Source organism: Burkholderia guangdongensis, assembly GCF_013403875.1.
GTDB classification, from domain to species: domain Bacteria; phylum Pseudomonadota; class Gammaproteobacteria; order Burkholderiales; family Burkholderiaceae; genus Burkholderia; species Burkholderia guangdongensis.
Genome location: NZ_JACBNX010000008.1, coordinates 56,178 through 70,365 on the forward strand (window position 1 = coordinate 56,178; position 14,188 = coordinate 70,365).

General features: G+C 67.0%; 16 protein-coding genes. 4 read left to right on the forward strand and 12 right to left on the reverse strand.

Annotated features, from left to right (window positions below):
* Positions 1-44: 44 nt before the first annotated feature.
* From prfB to HZI36_RS09590, 3 genes are all read left to right on the forward strand, one after another.
* Positions 45-1,149 (forward strand): peptide chain release factor 2 gene (gene prfB / locus HZI36_RS09580; RefSeq protein WP_179402415.1). Its coding sequence is split into 2 segments (ribosomal slippage): positions 45-116 and positions 118-1,149, totalling 1,104 coding nucleotides; the frame shifts between segments, so codons are not numbered across the junction.
* An 84-nt stretch (positions 1,150-1,233) separates the two neighbouring features.
* Positions 1,234-2,760 (forward strand): lysine--tRNA ligase, encoded by a 1,527-nt coding sequence (lysS, locus tag HZI36_RS09585; RefSeq protein ID WP_179402416.1) that lies wholly within the window; start codon positions 1,234-1,236, stop codon positions 2,758-2,760.
* A gap of 314 nt (positions 2,761-3,074) precedes the next feature.
* Positions 3,075-3,815, forward strand: coding sequence for a glycine zipper 2TM domain-containing protein (locus HZI36_RS09590; protein WP_179402417.1), 741 nt, complete (start codon positions 3,075-3,077; stop codon positions 3,813-3,815).
* Between the two features lie 86 nt (positions 3,816-3,901).
* Here the strand turns inward: HZI36_RS09590 and iscX are convergent, their stop codons facing one another.
* The 12 genes from iscX to HZI36_RS09650 all read right to left on the reverse strand — a co-directional run bounded on the left by iscX (position 3,902) and on the right by HZI36_RS09650 (position 13,065).
* Entirely contained in the window at positions 3,902-4,111 is a 210-nt protein-coding gene (iscX, locus tag HZI36_RS09595) for a Fe-S cluster assembly protein IscX (RefSeq protein ID WP_179402418.1), read from the reverse strand.
* A 23-nt stretch (positions 4,112-4,134) separates the two neighbouring features.
* Positions 4,135-4,476, reverse strand: coding sequence for an ISC system 2Fe-2S type ferredoxin (fdx, locus tag HZI36_RS09600; protein ID WP_179402419.1), 342 nt, complete (start codon positions 4,474-4,476; stop codon positions 4,135-4,137).
* Positions 4,477-4,565: 89 nt separating this feature from the next.
* The gene (gene hscA / locus HZI36_RS09605; protein WP_179402420.1) at positions 4,566-6,434 is read right to left on the reverse strand and encodes a Fe-S protein assembly chaperone HscA; all 1,869 of its coding nucleotides are present in this window, start codon (positions 6,432-6,434) and stop codon (positions 4,566-4,568) included.
* Positions 6,435-6,489: 55 nt separating this feature from the next.
* Positions 6,490-7,017, reverse strand: a complete 528-nt coding sequence (gene hscB / locus HZI36_RS09610; protein WP_179402421.1) for a Fe-S protein assembly co-chaperone HscB — start codon at positions 7,015-7,017, stop codon at positions 6,490-6,492.
* 98 nt (positions 7,018-7,115) lie between these two features.
* Positions 7,116-7,439 carry an iron-sulfur cluster assembly protein IscA gene (gene iscA / locus HZI36_RS09615; RefSeq protein ID WP_179402422.1) on the reverse strand — a complete coding sequence of 108 codons (324 nt, stop codon included), beginning with the start codon at positions 7,437-7,439 and terminating at the stop codon, positions 7,116-7,118.
* A 78-nt stretch (positions 7,440-7,517) separates the two neighbouring features.
* Positions 7,518-7,904 (reverse strand): Fe-S cluster assembly scaffold IscU, encoded by a 387-nt coding sequence (iscU, locus tag HZI36_RS09620; protein WP_179402423.1) that lies wholly within the window; start codon positions 7,902-7,904, stop codon positions 7,518-7,520.
* 56 nt (positions 7,905-7,960) lie between these two features.
* The gene (locus HZI36_RS09625; RefSeq protein ID WP_179402424.1) at positions 7,961-9,184 is read right to left on the reverse strand and encodes an IscS subfamily cysteine desulfurase; all 1,224 of its coding nucleotides are present in this window, start codon (positions 9,182-9,184) and stop codon (positions 7,961-7,963) included.
* A 36-nt stretch (positions 9,185-9,220) separates the two neighbouring features.
* A complete protein-coding gene (gene iscR, locus HZI36_RS09630; protein WP_179402425.1) occupies positions 9,221-9,760 on the reverse strand; it encodes a Fe-S cluster assembly transcriptional regulator IscR in 540 nt (179 codons plus the stop codon).
* Between the two features lie 173 nt (positions 9,761-9,933).
* A complete protein-coding gene (locus HZI36_RS09635) occupies positions 9,934-10,416 on the reverse strand; it encodes a low molecular weight protein-tyrosine-phosphatase (RefSeq protein WP_179402426.1) in 483 nt (160 codons plus the stop codon).
* A 105-nt stretch (positions 10,417-10,521) separates the two neighbouring features.
* Positions 10,522-10,749, reverse strand: coding sequence for a hypothetical protein (locus HZI36_RS09640; protein ID WP_179402427.1), 228 nt, complete (start codon positions 10,747-10,749; stop codon positions 10,522-10,524).
* Positions 10,750-10,883: 134 nt separating this feature from the next.
* The gene (locus tag HZI36_RS09645; protein ID WP_179402428.1) at positions 10,884-12,305 is read right to left on the reverse strand and encodes a lactate utilization protein B; all 1,422 of its coding nucleotides are present in this window, start codon (positions 12,303-12,305) and stop codon (positions 10,884-10,886) included.
* 37 nt (positions 12,306-12,342) lie between these two features.
* Entirely contained in the window at positions 12,343-13,065 is a 723-nt protein-coding gene (locus HZI36_RS09650) for a (Fe-S)-binding protein (RefSeq protein ID WP_179402429.1), read from the reverse strand.
* Between the two features lie 182 nt (positions 13,066-13,247).
* Here HZI36_RS09650 and HZI36_RS09655 point away from each other — a divergent pair, with 182 nt between their 5' ends.
* Positions 13,248-14,048 carry an IclR family transcriptional regulator gene (locus HZI36_RS09655; RefSeq protein WP_179402430.1) on the forward strand — a complete coding sequence of 267 codons (801 nt, stop codon included), beginning with the start codon at positions 13,248-13,250 and terminating at the stop codon, positions 14,046-14,048.
* The last annotated feature ends 140 nt before the right edge of the window (positions 14,049-14,188 follow it).

Sequence of the window (14,188 nt, forward strand, 5' to 3'; positions counted from 1 at the left end):
GGCTATAATTCCGCTTTTTTACGAAGCCGGAATAGCGAACGATCATGGAAGCGGAACGTCTGAACGCGATCGAAAGCTCCCTGCTCGACCTGCAAAAGCGTGCAGGCGAGCTTCGGGGGTATCTTTGACTACGACGCCAAGTCTGCGCGTCTAGCCGAAGTCAACAAGGAACTCGAAGATCCGAACGTCTGGAACGATTCGAAGAACGCCCAGGCGCTCGGCCGCGAAAAGAAGCTGCTCGAAGGCGTCGTGACGACGCTGACGGCGCTGGATAGCGACCTCGGCGACGCAGTCGACCTGTTCGAGCTCGCGCGCGAGGAAGGCGACGAGGACACCCTCGTCGCGAGCGAGGAAGACGCCGCGAAGCTCGAGGCCCGCGTCGCCGACATCGAATTCCGCCGGATGTTCTCGAACCCGGCCGACCCGAACAACTGCTTCATCGACATCCAGGCCGGCGCCGGCGGCACCGAGGCGTGCGACTGGGCGTCGATGCTGCTGCGCCAGTACCTGCGCTACTGCGAGCGCAAGGGCTTCAAGGCCGAAGTGCTCGAAGAGTCCGACGGCGACGTCGCCGGCATCAAGAACGCGACGATCAAGGTCAGCGGCGAATACGCGTACGGCTACCTGCGCACCGAAACCGGCATCCACCGCCTCGTGCGCAAGTCGCCGTTCGACTCGTCGGGCGGCCGCCACACGTCGTTCTCGTCGGTGTTCGTGTATCCGGAGATCGACGACTCGATCGAAGTCGAGGTCAACCCGGCCGACCTGCGGATCGACACGTACCGCGCATCGGGCGCCGGCGGCCAGCACATCAACAAGACCGACTCGGCGGTGCGGATCACGCACATGCCGACCGGCATCGTCGTGCAGTGCCAGAACGACCGCTCGCAGCACCGCAACCGCGCGGAAGCGATGGCGATGCTGAAGTCGCGCCTGTACGAAGCCGAGCTGCGCAAGCGCCAGGCCGAGCAAGACAAGCTCGAATCGAGCAAGACGGACGTGGGCTGGGGCCACCAGATCCGCTCGTACGTGCTCGACCAGAGCCGCGTGAAGGATCTGCGCACGAGCGTCGAAATGAGCAACACGAAAGCGGTGCTCGACGGCGATCTCGACGACTTCATCAGCGCGAGCCTGAAACAGGGCGTGTAAGCGCCTCGGCGCGGCCGTCGCCCCCGCGACGCCGCGCCGCTCCGTTCCGTTCGCATTGCCGCACCCACACCGAATCCGATCACCATGACCGAACCGACCCAAACGCAACCCGCCGTCGCGGCGGACGACAACCAGATCATCGCCGAGCGCCGCGAAAAACTGAACGCGTTGCGCGCGCAAGGCGTCGCCTACCCGAACGACTTCCGCCCGACCCACCACGCGGCCGACCTGCAATCGCAGTTCGCCGACACCGACAAGGAAGGGCTCGAGGCGAAACAGGTCGAGGTCGCGATCGCGGGCCGGATGATGCTCAAGCGCGTGATGGGCAAGGCGAGCTTCGCGACGGTGCAGGACGGCTCGGGCCAGATCCAGTTCTTCGTGACGCCGAACGACGTCGGCACCGACACGTACGACGCGTTCAAGAAGTGGGACCTGGGCGACATCGTCGCCGCGCGCGGCGTGCTGTTCCGCACGAACAAGGGCGAGCTGTCGGTGATGTGCAAGGAGCTGCGCCTGCTGTCGAAGGCGCTGCGTCCGCTGCCGGACAAGTTCCACGGCCTCGCCGACCAGGAAATGCGCTATCGCCAGCGTTACGTCGACCTGATCGTCACGCCGGAGACGCGCGACACGTTCCGCGCGCGCACGAAGACGATCGCGTCGATCCGCAACTTCATGAGCGACGCCGACTTCATGGAAGTCGAGACGCCGATGCTGCACCCGATCCCGGGGGGCGCTGCCGCGAAGCCGTTCGTCACGCACCACAACGCGCTCGACATGCAGATGTTCCTGCGGATCGCGCCGGAGCTGTATCTGAAGCGGCTGGTCGTCGGCGGCTTCGAGCGCGTGTTCGAGATCAACCGGAATTTCCGTAACGAGGGCGTGTCGCCGCGCCACAATCCGGAATTCACGATGATGGAGTTCTACGCCGCGTACACCGACTACCGCTGGCTGATGGACTTCACCGAGCAGCTGATCCGCCAGGCCGCGATCGACGCGCTCGGCACCGCGACGATCACGTATCAGGGCCGCGAGCTCGATCTCGCGAAGCCGTTCCATCGGCTGACGATCACGCAGGCGATCCAGAAATACGCGCCGCAGTACACGGACGGCCAGCTCTCCGACGATGCATACGTGCGCAGCGAACTGAAGCGTTTCGGCGTGGACGTCACGCAGCCGGCGTTCCTGAACGCGGGGATCGGCGCGCTGCAGCTCGCGCTGTTCGAGGAAACCGCCGAAGCGCAACTGTGGGAGCCGACGTACATCATCGACTACCCGGTCGAAGTGTCGCCGCTCGCACGCGCATCGGACACGGTGCCGGGCATCACCGAGCGCTTCGAGCTGTTCATGACGGGCCGCGAGATCGCGAACGGCTTCTCGGAGCTGAACGATCCGGAAGACCAGGCCGCGCGCTTCCGCAAGCAGGTCGAGCAGAAGGACGCCGGCGACGAGGAAGCGATGTTCTTCGACGCCGATTACATCCGCGCCCTCGAATACGGGATGCCTCCGACGGGCGGCTGCGGGATCGGCATCGACCGCCTCGTGATGCTGCTGACCGACAGCCCGACGATCCGCGACGTGCTGCTGTTCCCGCACCTGCGCCGCGAAGACTGACGTTCGCTGATCCTCGCTGCGCCGCACGCCGCAAGCCGCATCTCGCGCGGTTTGCGGCGCGCGATGCGCGCGAGATGCGGGACAAGCGCCCGCCGTTTGTAACCGCACGTAAATTCTGCCCGCCGGCGCTCGCCGGCCGCGCCCCCGCCCTCCCCGCATGACCGCCTCGCCACGGCCTCGGCAATTTTTTCTGAAGATCGCTTGACAATTGGCGCGCAGGAACGGTTACAAACTGATACGCCGTGGTCCCGGCGCTTGAACGACACTCCTTTTGCACAAGAACGCACGACCGTGCCGTGCGCAAGGAGAAAAAAATGGACAACCAGATTCCGACCACCCCTGAACGCAAACGCCTCCACCCGCTCGTCGCGACGGCGGCGGGTGCCGTCATCGTCGCGAGCCTCGCGGCGACCGCGGCCGTGACCGGCCTGTTCCCGAAAGCGTCGAGCAGCGACGCGCAGAACGGCCAGACGCAGGCCGCGATGATCGCGTCGCAGCCGGCCATCGACACGTCCGCGCCCGCGAACGCCGCGCTCGCCGCGCAGGCGCAGCAGCAGGCCGCGCAACCGGTCGCGCCGTCGGTCTCACAACCGGCGCCGATCGTGCGCACCGAGCCACGCCCGGTGGAACACCGCGTGGTCCACCATCACCACGAGCCGGTGCCGCAGCCGCCGCAATACGCGCAGCAAGGCTACAACCAGCCGCCCGCGCAGCCGGCGTACTGCCAGAGCTGCGGGACGATCGTCGCGGTCACGCCGATCCGCACGCCGGGCCAGAGCACCGGCATCGGCGCGGTTGGCGGCGCAGCCGCCGGCGGCTTCCTCGGCAACCAGTTCGGCCACGGCAACGGCCGGGCCGCGATGACGGTTCTCGGCGCGCTCGGCGGCGGCCTGGCCGGCAACCAGGTCGAGAAGCAGGTCCGCGCGGAAACCGACTATCAGGTGCAGGTGCAGATGCAGGACGGCGCGACGCGCACGTTCACGTACCGCAACCCGCCGCCGTTCGGCCAGGGCCAGCGCGTGCGGATCGAGAACGGCTCGCTCGTCGGCGCATAACCTGCCGGCCGCACCCAGCAAAAACGGCTCGTGAATCGCTCACGAGCCGTTTTTTTGTCACTGCGCCAGCGTATACCACGCGCCGCTCAGTCTTCGTCGTCGAAATCCGATTCGTCGATCCAGTACGCCTGAATCGCCTCGAGAATCTTCTCACCCGAATGCTTCGGATCGTCGTCGAAACCGTCGAGCGCGAGCACCCATTCACGCAATTCAACGAAGTGTAGCGTCTTCGGATCGACGTCCGGATGCTTGTCCGCGAGCGCGATCGCGATCTCGCGGGAATCGGTCCATTTCATCAGCCGTCCTCCCGATCAATGGGTCAGTGATTTTCCTTCGCGTGGTTGATCGAGTACTTCGGAATCTCGACCACCAGATCCGTATCGTCCTTCACGATCGCCTGGCACGACAGCCGCGACGTCGGCTCGAGGCCCCACGCCTTGTCGAGCAGGTCGTCCTCGTCCTCCTCGGACGCGTCGAGCGTGTTGAAGCCCTCGCGAATCACGACGTGGCACGTCGTGCATGCGCACGACTTTTCGCACGCGTGCTCGATCTCGATGCCGTGGTCGAGCAGGTTGTCGCAAATACTTTTGCCGGGCGTCGCGTCGATCACCGCGCCGTCCGGGCACAGTTCGACGTGAGGCAGCACCACCAGTTGAGGCATATCCGTTCCGTCAGTGAGCAAGCGCGGCGCCGTGCACCGCGCGATCCATCATCGCGCCGCCCTGTCCGGGCAGCGCACAGGCCAGCAGGTCAAATCTCGTCGAGCCGGCGGCCGGCGAGTGCGCGCCGGATGCCCTTGTCCATCCGGCGTGCGGCGAATTCGTCGGTGCCTTCGGCCAGCGTCTTCGTCGTCGCCTCGATCGCGTCCGCGTCGTCGCCCGCCGCGACCGCGCGCAGCGCCGCCACGCGCGCGTCGACATCCGCACGCTCCGCGTCGTCGAGCAGCTCGCCGTCGGCCGCGAGCGCGGCCTCGGTCGCCTCGATCAGCCGCTCGGCCTCGACCTGCGCTTCGCGCAGCGCGCGCGCGCGCATGTCGATGTCGGCGGTCTTGAAGCTCTCCTCGAGCATCTTCGCGATGTCGTCGTCGGCGAGGCCGTACGACGGTTTCACGACGACCGACGCCTCGACGCCCGAATGCTGCTCGCGCGCGAACACCGACAACAGCCCGTCCGCGTCGACCTGATATGTAACCCGAATCCGCGCGGCGCCGGCCGCCATCGGCGGAATGCCGCGCAGCTCGAAGCGCGCGAGCGACCGGCAGTCGGCGACGAGCTCGCGCTCGCCCTGCACGACGTGAATCGCCATCGCGGTCTGGCCGTCCTTGAACGTCGTGAACTCCTGCGCGCGCGCGATCGGAATCGTCGAGTTGCGCGGAATGATCTTCTCGGTCAGGCCGCCCATCGTCTCGACGCCGAGCGACAGCGGAATCACGTCGAGCAACAACCAGTCGTCGCCGCCGCCCCGGTTGCCGGCGAGCAGGTCGGCCTGGATCGCCGCGCCGAGCGCGACGACCTGGTCCGGATCGAGATTCACGAGCGGCGGCTGGCCGAAGTGCCGCTCGACCGCCGCGCGGATCACCGGCATCCGCGTCGCGCCGCCGACCAGCACGACGCCCTTGATGTCGGCCGGGCCGACCTGCGCGTCGCGCAGCGCCTTGCGGGTCGGCGTCAGCGTGCGCTGCACGAGCGGCTCGACGAGCGACGCGAACGTGTCGTGCGAAATGGTCGGGCTCAGATGCGCGCCCGTCGACAGCGTCACGTCGAGCGCCGCCCGCGGCGCCGCCGACAACGCTTCCTTCAGTAGCCGCACGCGATCGAGCAGCAGGCGCACGTCTTCCGGCGCGAGCGACTTCACGTCGATGCCCGCATTCGCGAGCACGTGATCGAACAGCGCGTGATCGAAATCGTCGCCGCCGAGCGCGGAATCGCCGCCCGCCGCGAGCACCTCGAACACGCCCTTCGTCAGCTTCAGGATCGACAGGTCGAACGTGCCGCCGCCGAGGTCGTACACCGCATAGAGGCCTTCGGCCGCGTTGTCGAGGCCGTACGCGATCGCGGCCGCGGTCGGCTCGTTCAGCAGACGCAGCACGTTCAGCCCCGCGAGCCGTGCGGCGTCCTTCGTCGCCTGGCGCTGCGCTTCGTCGAAATACGCGGGCACCGTGATCACCGCGCCGACGAGCTCGTCGCCGAGCGAATCCTCCGCGCGCTGGCGCAGCGTCGCGAGAATCTCGGCCGACACTTCGACCGGGCTCTTCACGCCGTCGACGGTGCGGATCTGCACCATCCCCGGCGCGTCGACGAATTCGTACGGCGCGTTCGCCGCGCCCTCGACTTCCGCCTTGCCGCGCCCCATGAAGCGCTTGACCGACACGATCGTGTTGCGCGGATCGCGCGCGGCTTCTTCCTTCGCCGCGTGGCCGATCCGGCGGCCGCCCTTCTCCAGATAGCGGACGACGGACGGCAGCAGCGCGCGCCCTTCTTCGTCCGGCAGCACTTCCGGCACGCTGTTGCGCACGGCCGCGACGAGCGAGTTCGTCGTGCCGAGATCGATCCCGACGGCGAGCCGCCGCTGATGCGGCGCCGGCGCCATGCCCGGTTCGGAGATTTGCAGTAAAGCCATCTTGGTTCGTTCGGGAGCTCGCGCTCCGCCTGGCTGCGCGCCGCGAGGCGCGCGGTTAATGTTCGAGACGCTCGATCTGCGCGCCCACTTCCGACGCGACGCGCTCGATGAACATCAGTTGGCGCACCGCTTCGGCGGCGGCCTGATCGGCGCCGTTGTCGAGCAACGCGCCGAGGCGCTCGACGCGCGCACGCTTCTCGTCGCGCAATTCGCCGAGCAGCACGTCGAGCGCATCGACGTTGCGCGCGCCCGCCGCATCCTCGATCGCCTCGCGCCATTCCATCTGCTGCATCAGGAACGCCGGCTCCATCGCGGTGTTGTTCTCCGCGCCGATGTCGACGCCGCGCAGCAACAGCAGATACGTCGCACGCTTCAGCGGATCGCGCAGCGTCCGGTACGCCTCGTTCGTGCGCGTCGCCCATTGCATCGCGATGCGCTTTTGCGCGTCGCCGGCCGCGGCGAAGCGATCCGGATGCACCTGCGTCTGCACCGTGCGATAGGCGGCGTCGAGCGCATCGGCGTCGAGCGCGAACCGCGCAGGCAGATGAAACAGATCGAAGTGGCTGTCTTTCAGCGAGACCATCGCGTGTCGCCCAATCCTGGTTCGTCGGCGGCCAAGCGCCGCGCATTAAAAAGGCGGCCTGCGCCGCCTGTCGTCCGCGTTCCGCGGCAAGGCCCGCGTCAGATCCGGAACGATTCGCCGCACCCGCACTCGTCCTTCACGTTCGGGTTGTTGAACTTGAACCCTTCGTTCAGGCCTTCGCGCGCGAAGTCGAGCTCGGTGCCGTCGATGTACGCGAGGCTCTTCGGATCGACCACGACCTTCACGCCATGACTCTCGAACACCTGATCCTCGGGTGCGAGATCGTCGACATACTCGAGCTTGTACGCGAGGCCGGAGCACCCGGTCGTCCGCACGCCGAGCCGCAGGCCCAGCCCTTTGCCGCGCCGGACCAGATACTTCTGGACGTGCTGCGCTGCTTTTTCGGTCAGTGTAATTGCCATGATGTCCTTGCCGCGGCGTCGAAACGCACGCTTCCTGCTTGACCCGATGCGCGCCGCGCGAGCGGCGTCCCTGCTGCGTTACTCGCCGTCGTGGCGCTTCTTGTAGTCGGCGACCGCCGCCTTGATCGCGTCTTCCGCGAGGATCGAGCAGTGAATCTTGACCGGCGGCAGCGCGAGCTCCTCGGCGATCTGCGTGTTCTTGATCGAGAGCGCCTCGTCGAGCGTCTTGCCCTTCACCCACTCGGTGACGAGCGAGCTCGACGCGATCGCCGACCCGCAGCCGTAGGTCTTGAACTTCGCATCCTCGATCACGCCGTCAGCGCCGACGCGGATCTGCAGCTTCATCACATCGCCGCACGCCGGCGCGCCGACCATGCCGGTGCCGACCGCATCGTCGTCCTTCGAGAACGAGCCGACGTTGCGCGGGTTTTCGTAGTGATCCAGAACCTTGTTGCTGTAAGACATGACTCAGACTCCTTGTACGTTACGTCCGCGCGCGGCTTTTTCCGCGCGCGTGAAATTCAGTGTGCCGCCCATTCGATCGTCGACAGATCGATGCCTTCCTGATGCATTTCCCACAGCGGCGACAGGTCGCGCAGTTTGCCGATCTGGTGCTTCAGCAGATCGATCACGTAGTCGACTTCCGCTTCGGTCGTGAAGCGGCCGACGGTGAAGCGGATCGAGCTGTGCGCGAGCTCGTCGTTGCGGCCGAGCGCACGGAGCACATACGACGGCTCGAGCGACGCCGACGTGCACGCGGAGCCCGACGACACCGCGACGTCCTTGATCGCCATGATCAGCGACTCGCCTTCGACGAAGTTGAAGCTGATGTTCAGGTTATGCGGGACACGGTGTTCCATGTCGCCGTTCACATAGGTTTCCTCGATCGACGACAGGCCGCGCAGCAGCTTGTCGCGCAGCATCCGGATCCGCTCGTTCTCGGTCGCCATCTCTTCGCGCGCGAGGCGGAACGCTTCGCCCATGCCGACGATCTGGTGCGTCGGCAGCGTGCCGGAGCGCATCCCGCGCTCGTGGCCGCCGCCGTGCATCTGCGCTTCGATCCGCACGCGCGGCTTGCGGCGCACGTACAGCGCGCCGATGCCCTTCGGGCCGTAGGTCTTGTGCGCGGAGAACGACATCAGGTCGACCTTCAGCTTCGCGAGGTCGATCTCGACCTTGCCGGTCGCCTGCGCGGCATCGACGTGGAAAATGATGCCCTTCTCGCGGCAGATCTCGCCGATCTCGGCGATCGGCTGGATCACGCCGATCTCGTTGTTCACGTGCATCACCGACACGACGATCGTGTCCGGACGCAATGCGGCCTTGAACGCGTCGAGATCGACGAGGCCATCGGCCTTCACGTCGAGATACGTGACTTCGAAGCCGTCGCGCTCGAGCTCGCGGCACGGGTCGAGCACGGCCTTGTGCTCGGTCTTCACCGTGACGATGTGCTTGCCCTTGCCCTGATAGAAGTGCGCGGCGCCCTTGATCGCGAGGTTGTCGGACTCGGTCGCGCCGGACGTCCAGATGATCTCGCGCGGATCCGCGTTCACGAGCGCGGCCACCTGCTCGCGCGCTTCTTCGACCGCGCGCTCCGCATCCCAGCCGAACGCGTGGCTGCGCGATGCCGGATTGCCGAACTGCTCGCGCAGATACGGCACCATCTTGTCGACGACGCGCGGATCGACCGGCGTCGTCGCGCTGTAATCCATGTAGATGGGCAGGTGGAGAGTCGTGTCGTTCATCTATCGCTCCGGGAATCTTGTGGGGGCCTCATGCGGCTACGAGCTCGCGATGTTGAAAACCGAATTCGGGCCGAGCGGAATCGCACGCACCGGCTCGACCGCGACGGCGGCGGACTCCGGCGCGCGGCGGTCGCGCAGCACGGCGGGCGCGCCCTCGCGCGAGCGCTGCTGATCGACGAGATCCTGCAGCGACACGGAATCGAGGTATTCGACCATCTTCTGGTTGAGCGTCGCCCAAAGCTCGTGCGTCATGCAGTGGCCGTCGGGCTGCTTCGAGCCGTCGCAGGTGCCCTTGCCACCGCACTGCGTCGCGTCGAGCGGCTCGTCGACCGCGATGATGATGTCGGCGACCGTCACGTCCTGCGCGCGACGCGCGAGGTTGTAGCCGCCGCCCGGGCCACGCACGGATTCGACGATTTCATGCCGGCGCAGCTTGCCGAACAACTGCTCGAGATACGAGAGCGATATCCGCTGGCGCTGGCTGATGCCTGCAAGCGTCACCGGGCCCTGCTCCTGGCGCAGTGCCAAGTCGATCATCGCCGTGACGGCGAAACGGCCTTTGGTGGTGAGTCTCATGGTGTCGGGGGACGGCAATCTTGACGATTTTGGTCAAGTATAAATATTTGACGGTTTTAGTCAAGTATCCCTGTCTTGGGAAGGGTATTAGCGGAGCAGTTAACGAATCACGCACGCATCACGCGCGAATCACACGTGATTCGCGCGGGCGTCACGCGGAAGTCGCGCCGCCGTCAGCCCGCGGTGCGCGCGCGCAGCGCGTCGAGCAGCCCGCGGCACGCGTCCTCGCACTGGTCGAGCACCTGCTCGAAGCCCTGCGCGCCGCCGAAATAAGGGTCGGCGACTTCCCGCGTCGACGCGTCGCTCGCGAACTCCATCAGCAGCCGCACCTTGTCGCGATATTGCGGCGGACAGCGGCGGTGCAGCTCGGCGAGATTCGCGTCGTCCATCGCGAGCAGCAGGTCGAAGCGCTCGAAATCGGCCGCCGCGACCTGCCGCGCGCGCAGCGCCGACAGATCGTAGCCGCGCGCCCCGGCCGCCGCTTGCGCGCGACCGTCCGGCGGCTCGCCGACGTGCCAGTCGCCGGTGCCGGCGGAATCGACGTCGATCCGGTCCGCCAGCCCGGCGGCGACAACCTGGTCACGCATCACGCCTTCGGCCGTGGGCGACCGGCAGATGTTGCCGAGGCAGACAAAGCAGATCGCAACGCGTGTCATCGCACTATAGGAGAGCGTCCGCGGCGGACCGCGAAACAACGGAAACGCGCCATTATACAAAGGCGCACGTTCTGCCGCCGTCGCGCGACGCGACGGCGATCTGGTTCACAGCGCCTTCGGCGCGACGGCCACCACACGCGGCGACGCGTCCGGCATCGGCTGCGCTACGTCACCGACGAGCCCGAACGACACCGTGCGCGCCAGTTCCGCGGAGGCCTGCGGGGCCGCGAGCGGGCCGCGCGACGACGCGCCGGCGGCTGCGTGAAAGTATGCGGCGGCCGCCAGCGCCAGGATGATCGCCAACGGTCCGTATGTCGATATCGTCTTTTTCATGATGCGACCTCGTTGACCTGATGCCCCGAAACCCACTTCCGGGGACTACAGATCGAATTCTATAGATCGCATCTATCGGGATAAACACGCGAATAGTGAACTCAGTGTTGCGCCCGGTTAAACAGTCGCTCCATTCAGCCGAGGTGACTGCGCGACGCCGCGTACAGCTCGCGGAACGTCCGCCCTTTCGGCACCGGCAGATCGCGCGTGTCCATCCACCCACCCATCATCGGCAGGCGACGCAGCATTCCGCCGCCGCCACTGCCATCGCCGAGCCGCTCGAGCACGCGCACCGCGAGCTTCGTCGCGAGCGCATACGCGCCCGGGTGGCGCGCGAACCAGCCCCACGCGGCAAGCGCCGCGCGCTCGCGCCACGGACGCAGATGCCGCTCGACCTGCTTCTCGCGCAGCGTGCGCAGCAGCTGCGACAACGGAATGCCGACCGGGCACACGCTGTCGCACTCGCCGCAGAGCGTCGCCGCCTGCGGCAGATCGAGCGCGTTGCCGAGCCCGACGTAGCTCGGCGTCAGCACCGAGCCCATCGGCCCCGGGTACACCCAGCCGTACGTATGCCCGCCGATCTTCTGATAGACCGGGCAGTGATTCATGCACGCGCCGCAGCGGATGCAGCGCAGCATCTCCTGGAACGCGCCGCCGATCAACCCGGTGCGGCCGCCGTCGACGAACACGACGTACATGTGCTCGGGGCCGTCCTCGTCGCCCGGCCCGCGCGGGCCCGTCAGCAGCGAGAAATAGTTCGACGTCTTCTGGCCGGTGGCCGAGCGCGGCAGCAGGCGCATCGCGGTCGCCAGATCCTCGAGGGTCGGCAGCACCTTCTCGATCCCGGTCACCGCGACGTGCACGCGCGGCAGCACCGTGCACATCCCCTCGTTGCCCTCGTTCGTCACGATCGCGATCGAGCCCGTTTCCGCGATCGCGAAATTGCCGCCCGTCACGCCCATGTCCGCCGACAGGAACTGCGGCCGCAGCATCTCGCGCGCCTCGCGCGTCATGTCCGGAATCTCGGTCAGGCGCGGGCGATGGTGCGTGCGCGCGAACAGGTCGGCGATCTCGTCCTTGTCCTTGTGCACGACGGGCGCGATGATGTGGCTCGGCGGCTCGTTGTCGTTGATCTGCAGGATGTATTCGCCGAGATCCGTCTCGATCGACTGCACGCCCATTTGCGCGAGCACCTCGTTCAGCCGCATCTCCTCCGACACCATCGACTTCGTCTTGATCACCTTCTTCACGTCGTGGCGGCGCGCGATGTCGGCGACGAGCCGCGCGGCGTCCGCCGTGGTCTCCGCGTACAGCACCGTCGTGCCGCGCCGCGCGGCCTCGCGCTCGAACGTGTCGAGCCACACGTCGAGGTTCTCGAGCGCGCGGTTGCGGCGCGCCTTCAGCTCGGCGCGCGTCGCGGGGAAGTCGATCTCGGTGATCGCGTCCGCGCGCGCGGACACGAACTTCGTCGACAGCTTCTTCAGGTTTTCCTGCAGGCGCTGATCGGCGAGCTTCTGGCCGGCGCGCGCCTTGAAGTGCATCGATTGGATTTCCATCGCGGGATCGGCAATAAAGAGTGACGGAGGCAGGCGCTCAGCAATCGCCCGCCAGCACTTGCGCGACGTGCAGCACGCGCGTGTCGCGGTCGCCGGTGCGGCGCAACCGCCCTTCAATGTTCAGCATGCAGCCGAGATCGCCGAGCACGACGGTGCCCGCGCCCGACGCGCGGATGTTCGCGCACTTCTCGTCGGCGATCGCGGCCGAGATGTCGCCGTACTTGACCGCGAACGTGCCGCCGAAGCCGCAGCAGTGCTCGCAGTCCTTCATCTCGTCGACGGCCACGCCGCGTTGCGCGAGCAGTGCACGCGGCTGCGCCTTCACGCCGAGTTCGCGCAGCCCCGAGCACGAATCGTGATAGGTCACCGGCCCCTTGAATTCGCCGGGCTCGAGCGTGACCTTCGCGACGTTCGCGAGGAAGTCGGTCAGCTCGTAGACCTTCTGCCGCAACCGCGCGAAACGCGCCATCATGTCCGGATCGTCGCGGAACAGGTCGCCGTAATGGGTGCGGATCATGCCGCCGCACGAGCCCGACGGCGCGACGACGTAATCGAACTGCTCGAACTCGCGCAGCGTCTTTTCCGCGAGATCGCGCGCGAGCGCGCGGTCGCCGGAGTTGTACGCGGGCTGGCCGCAGCAGGTCTGCGCGGGCGGCACGATCACCTCGAAACCGGCATCGCGAATCAGCTTCAGCGCCGAAAACCCGATCTCCGGACGCATCAGATCGACCAGGCAGGTCACGAACAATCCGACTCGCATACGCGCTCCTTCGAGAAAACGGCCCTCATTATCCGCCGTTTCGCCGGCGGGACCAACGCCGATCGGCCGCAAACGCCCACCAGCCGGGGGAAACGAGGACATCCTCGAACGGCGTTCGCTTTTTTCACAATACGAGATACAATCACGACACCACCGCTTGACGCGTCAACCAATTTCCCACGATGAGCAACCCGACTCCGGATTCCAAAACGTCGATCCAGGTGATCGAACGCATGATGCGGCTCCTCGACGCGCTCGCGTCGCACACCGACCCCGTCAGCCTCAAGGAGCTCGCTCAGCGCACGGAGCTGCACCCGTCCACCGCGCACCGGATCCTGAACGACATGGTCACGTGCCGCCTCGTCGACCGGTCCGACCCCGGCACGTATCGCCTCGGCATGCGGCTGCTCGAGCTCGGCAACCTCGTGAAGGCGCGCCTGTCGGTGCGTGACGCCGCGCTGACGCCGATGCGCGAGCTGCACCGGCTGACCGGGCAGACCGTGAATCTGTCGGTGCGGCAGGGCGACGAGATCGTCTACATCGAGCGCGCGTATTCCGAGCGCTCGGGGATGCAGGTGGTGCGCGCGATCGGCGGCCGCGCGCCGCTGCATCTGACGTCGGTCGGCAAGCTGTTCCTCGCAGCGGATGAAACCGCGCGCGTGCGCGCGTACGCGACGCGCACCGGGCTGTCGGGCCATACGCAGAACAGCATCACCGATCTGTCGAAGCTCGAGCGCGAGCTGACGCTCGTGCGCCAGCAGGCTTGCGCGCGCGACAACGAGGAGCTCGAGCTCGGCGTGCGCTGCATCGCGGCCGGCATCTACGACGATTCGGGCAAGCTCGTCGCCGGGCTGTCGCTGTCCGCGCCGGCCGACCGCCTGCAGGACGCGTGGCTCGGCCAGTTGAGCCGCACCGCGCTGACGATCTCGGAGTCGCTCGGCTACCATCCGGACACCGCGCAGGAAGCGCAGCGGCAGGCGTAAGTCAGTCCGGCAGGCCCGGCGCAACTGGGCGCAGTCGGTCAGCCGCGGTCAGTCGACCGCAGTCAGTCAGCAAAAAGCCCCGCGATCGCGGGGCTTTCGTTTTGCGTCGGCGTTCGCGGCCACCGGCCGCGACGGATGCC

Excerpts from the sequence above, each read along its gene's own strand:
- lysS (WP_179402416.1), top strand. The coding sequence starts at position 1,234 with ATGACCGAACCGACCCAAACGCAACCCGCCGTCGCGGCGGACGACAAC.
- HZI36_RS09590 (WP_179402417.1), top strand. The coding sequence starts at position 3,075 with ATGGACAACCAGATTCCGACCACCCCTGAACGCAAACGCCTCCACCCG.
- iscX (WP_179402418.1), bottom strand. The coding sequence starts at position 4,111 with ATGAAATGGACCGATTCCCGCGAGATCGCGATCGCGCTCGCGGACAAG.
- fdx (WP_179402419.1), bottom strand. The coding sequence starts at position 4,476 with ATGCCTCAACTGGTGGTGCTGCCTCACGTCGAACTGTGCCCGGACGGC.
- hscA (WP_179402420.1), bottom strand. The coding sequence starts at position 6,434 with ATGGCTTTACTGCAAATCTCCGAACCGGGCATGGCGCCGGCGCCGCAT.
- hscB (WP_179402421.1), bottom strand. The coding sequence starts at position 7,017 with ATGGTCTCGCTGAAAGACAGCCACTTCGATCTGTTTCATCTGCCTGCG.
- iscA (WP_179402422.1), bottom strand. The coding sequence starts at position 7,439 with ATGGCAATTACACTGACCGAAAAAGCAGCGCAGCACGTCCAGAAGTAT.
- iscU (WP_179402423.1), bottom strand. The coding sequence starts at position 7,904 with ATGTCTTACAGCAACAAGGTTCTGGATCACTACGAAAACCCGCGCAAC.
- HZI36_RS09625 (WP_179402424.1), bottom strand. The coding sequence starts at position 9,184 with ATGAACGACACGACTCTCCACCTGCCCATCTACATGGATTACAGCGCG.
- iscR (WP_179402425.1), bottom strand. The coding sequence starts at position 9,760 with ATGAGACTCACCACCAAAGGCCGTTTCGCCGTCACGGCGATGATCGAC.
- HZI36_RS09635 (WP_179402426.1), bottom strand. The coding sequence starts at position 10,416 with ATGACACGCGTTGCGATCTGCTTTGTCTGCCTCGGCAACATCTGCCGG.
- HZI36_RS09640 (WP_179402427.1), bottom strand. The coding sequence starts at position 10,749 with ATGAAAAAGACGATATCGACATACGGACCGTTGGCGATCATCCTGGCG.
- HZI36_RS09645 (WP_179402428.1), bottom strand. The coding sequence starts at position 12,305 with ATGGAAATCCAATCGATGCACTTCAAGGCGCGCGCCGGCCAGAAGCTC.
- HZI36_RS09650 (WP_179402429.1), bottom strand. The coding sequence starts at position 13,065 with ATGCGAGTCGGATTGTTCGTGACCTGCCTGGTCGATCTGATGCGTCCG.
- HZI36_RS09655 (WP_179402430.1), top strand. The coding sequence starts at position 13,248 with ATGAGCAACCCGACTCCGGATTCCAAAACGTCGATCCAGGTGATCGAA.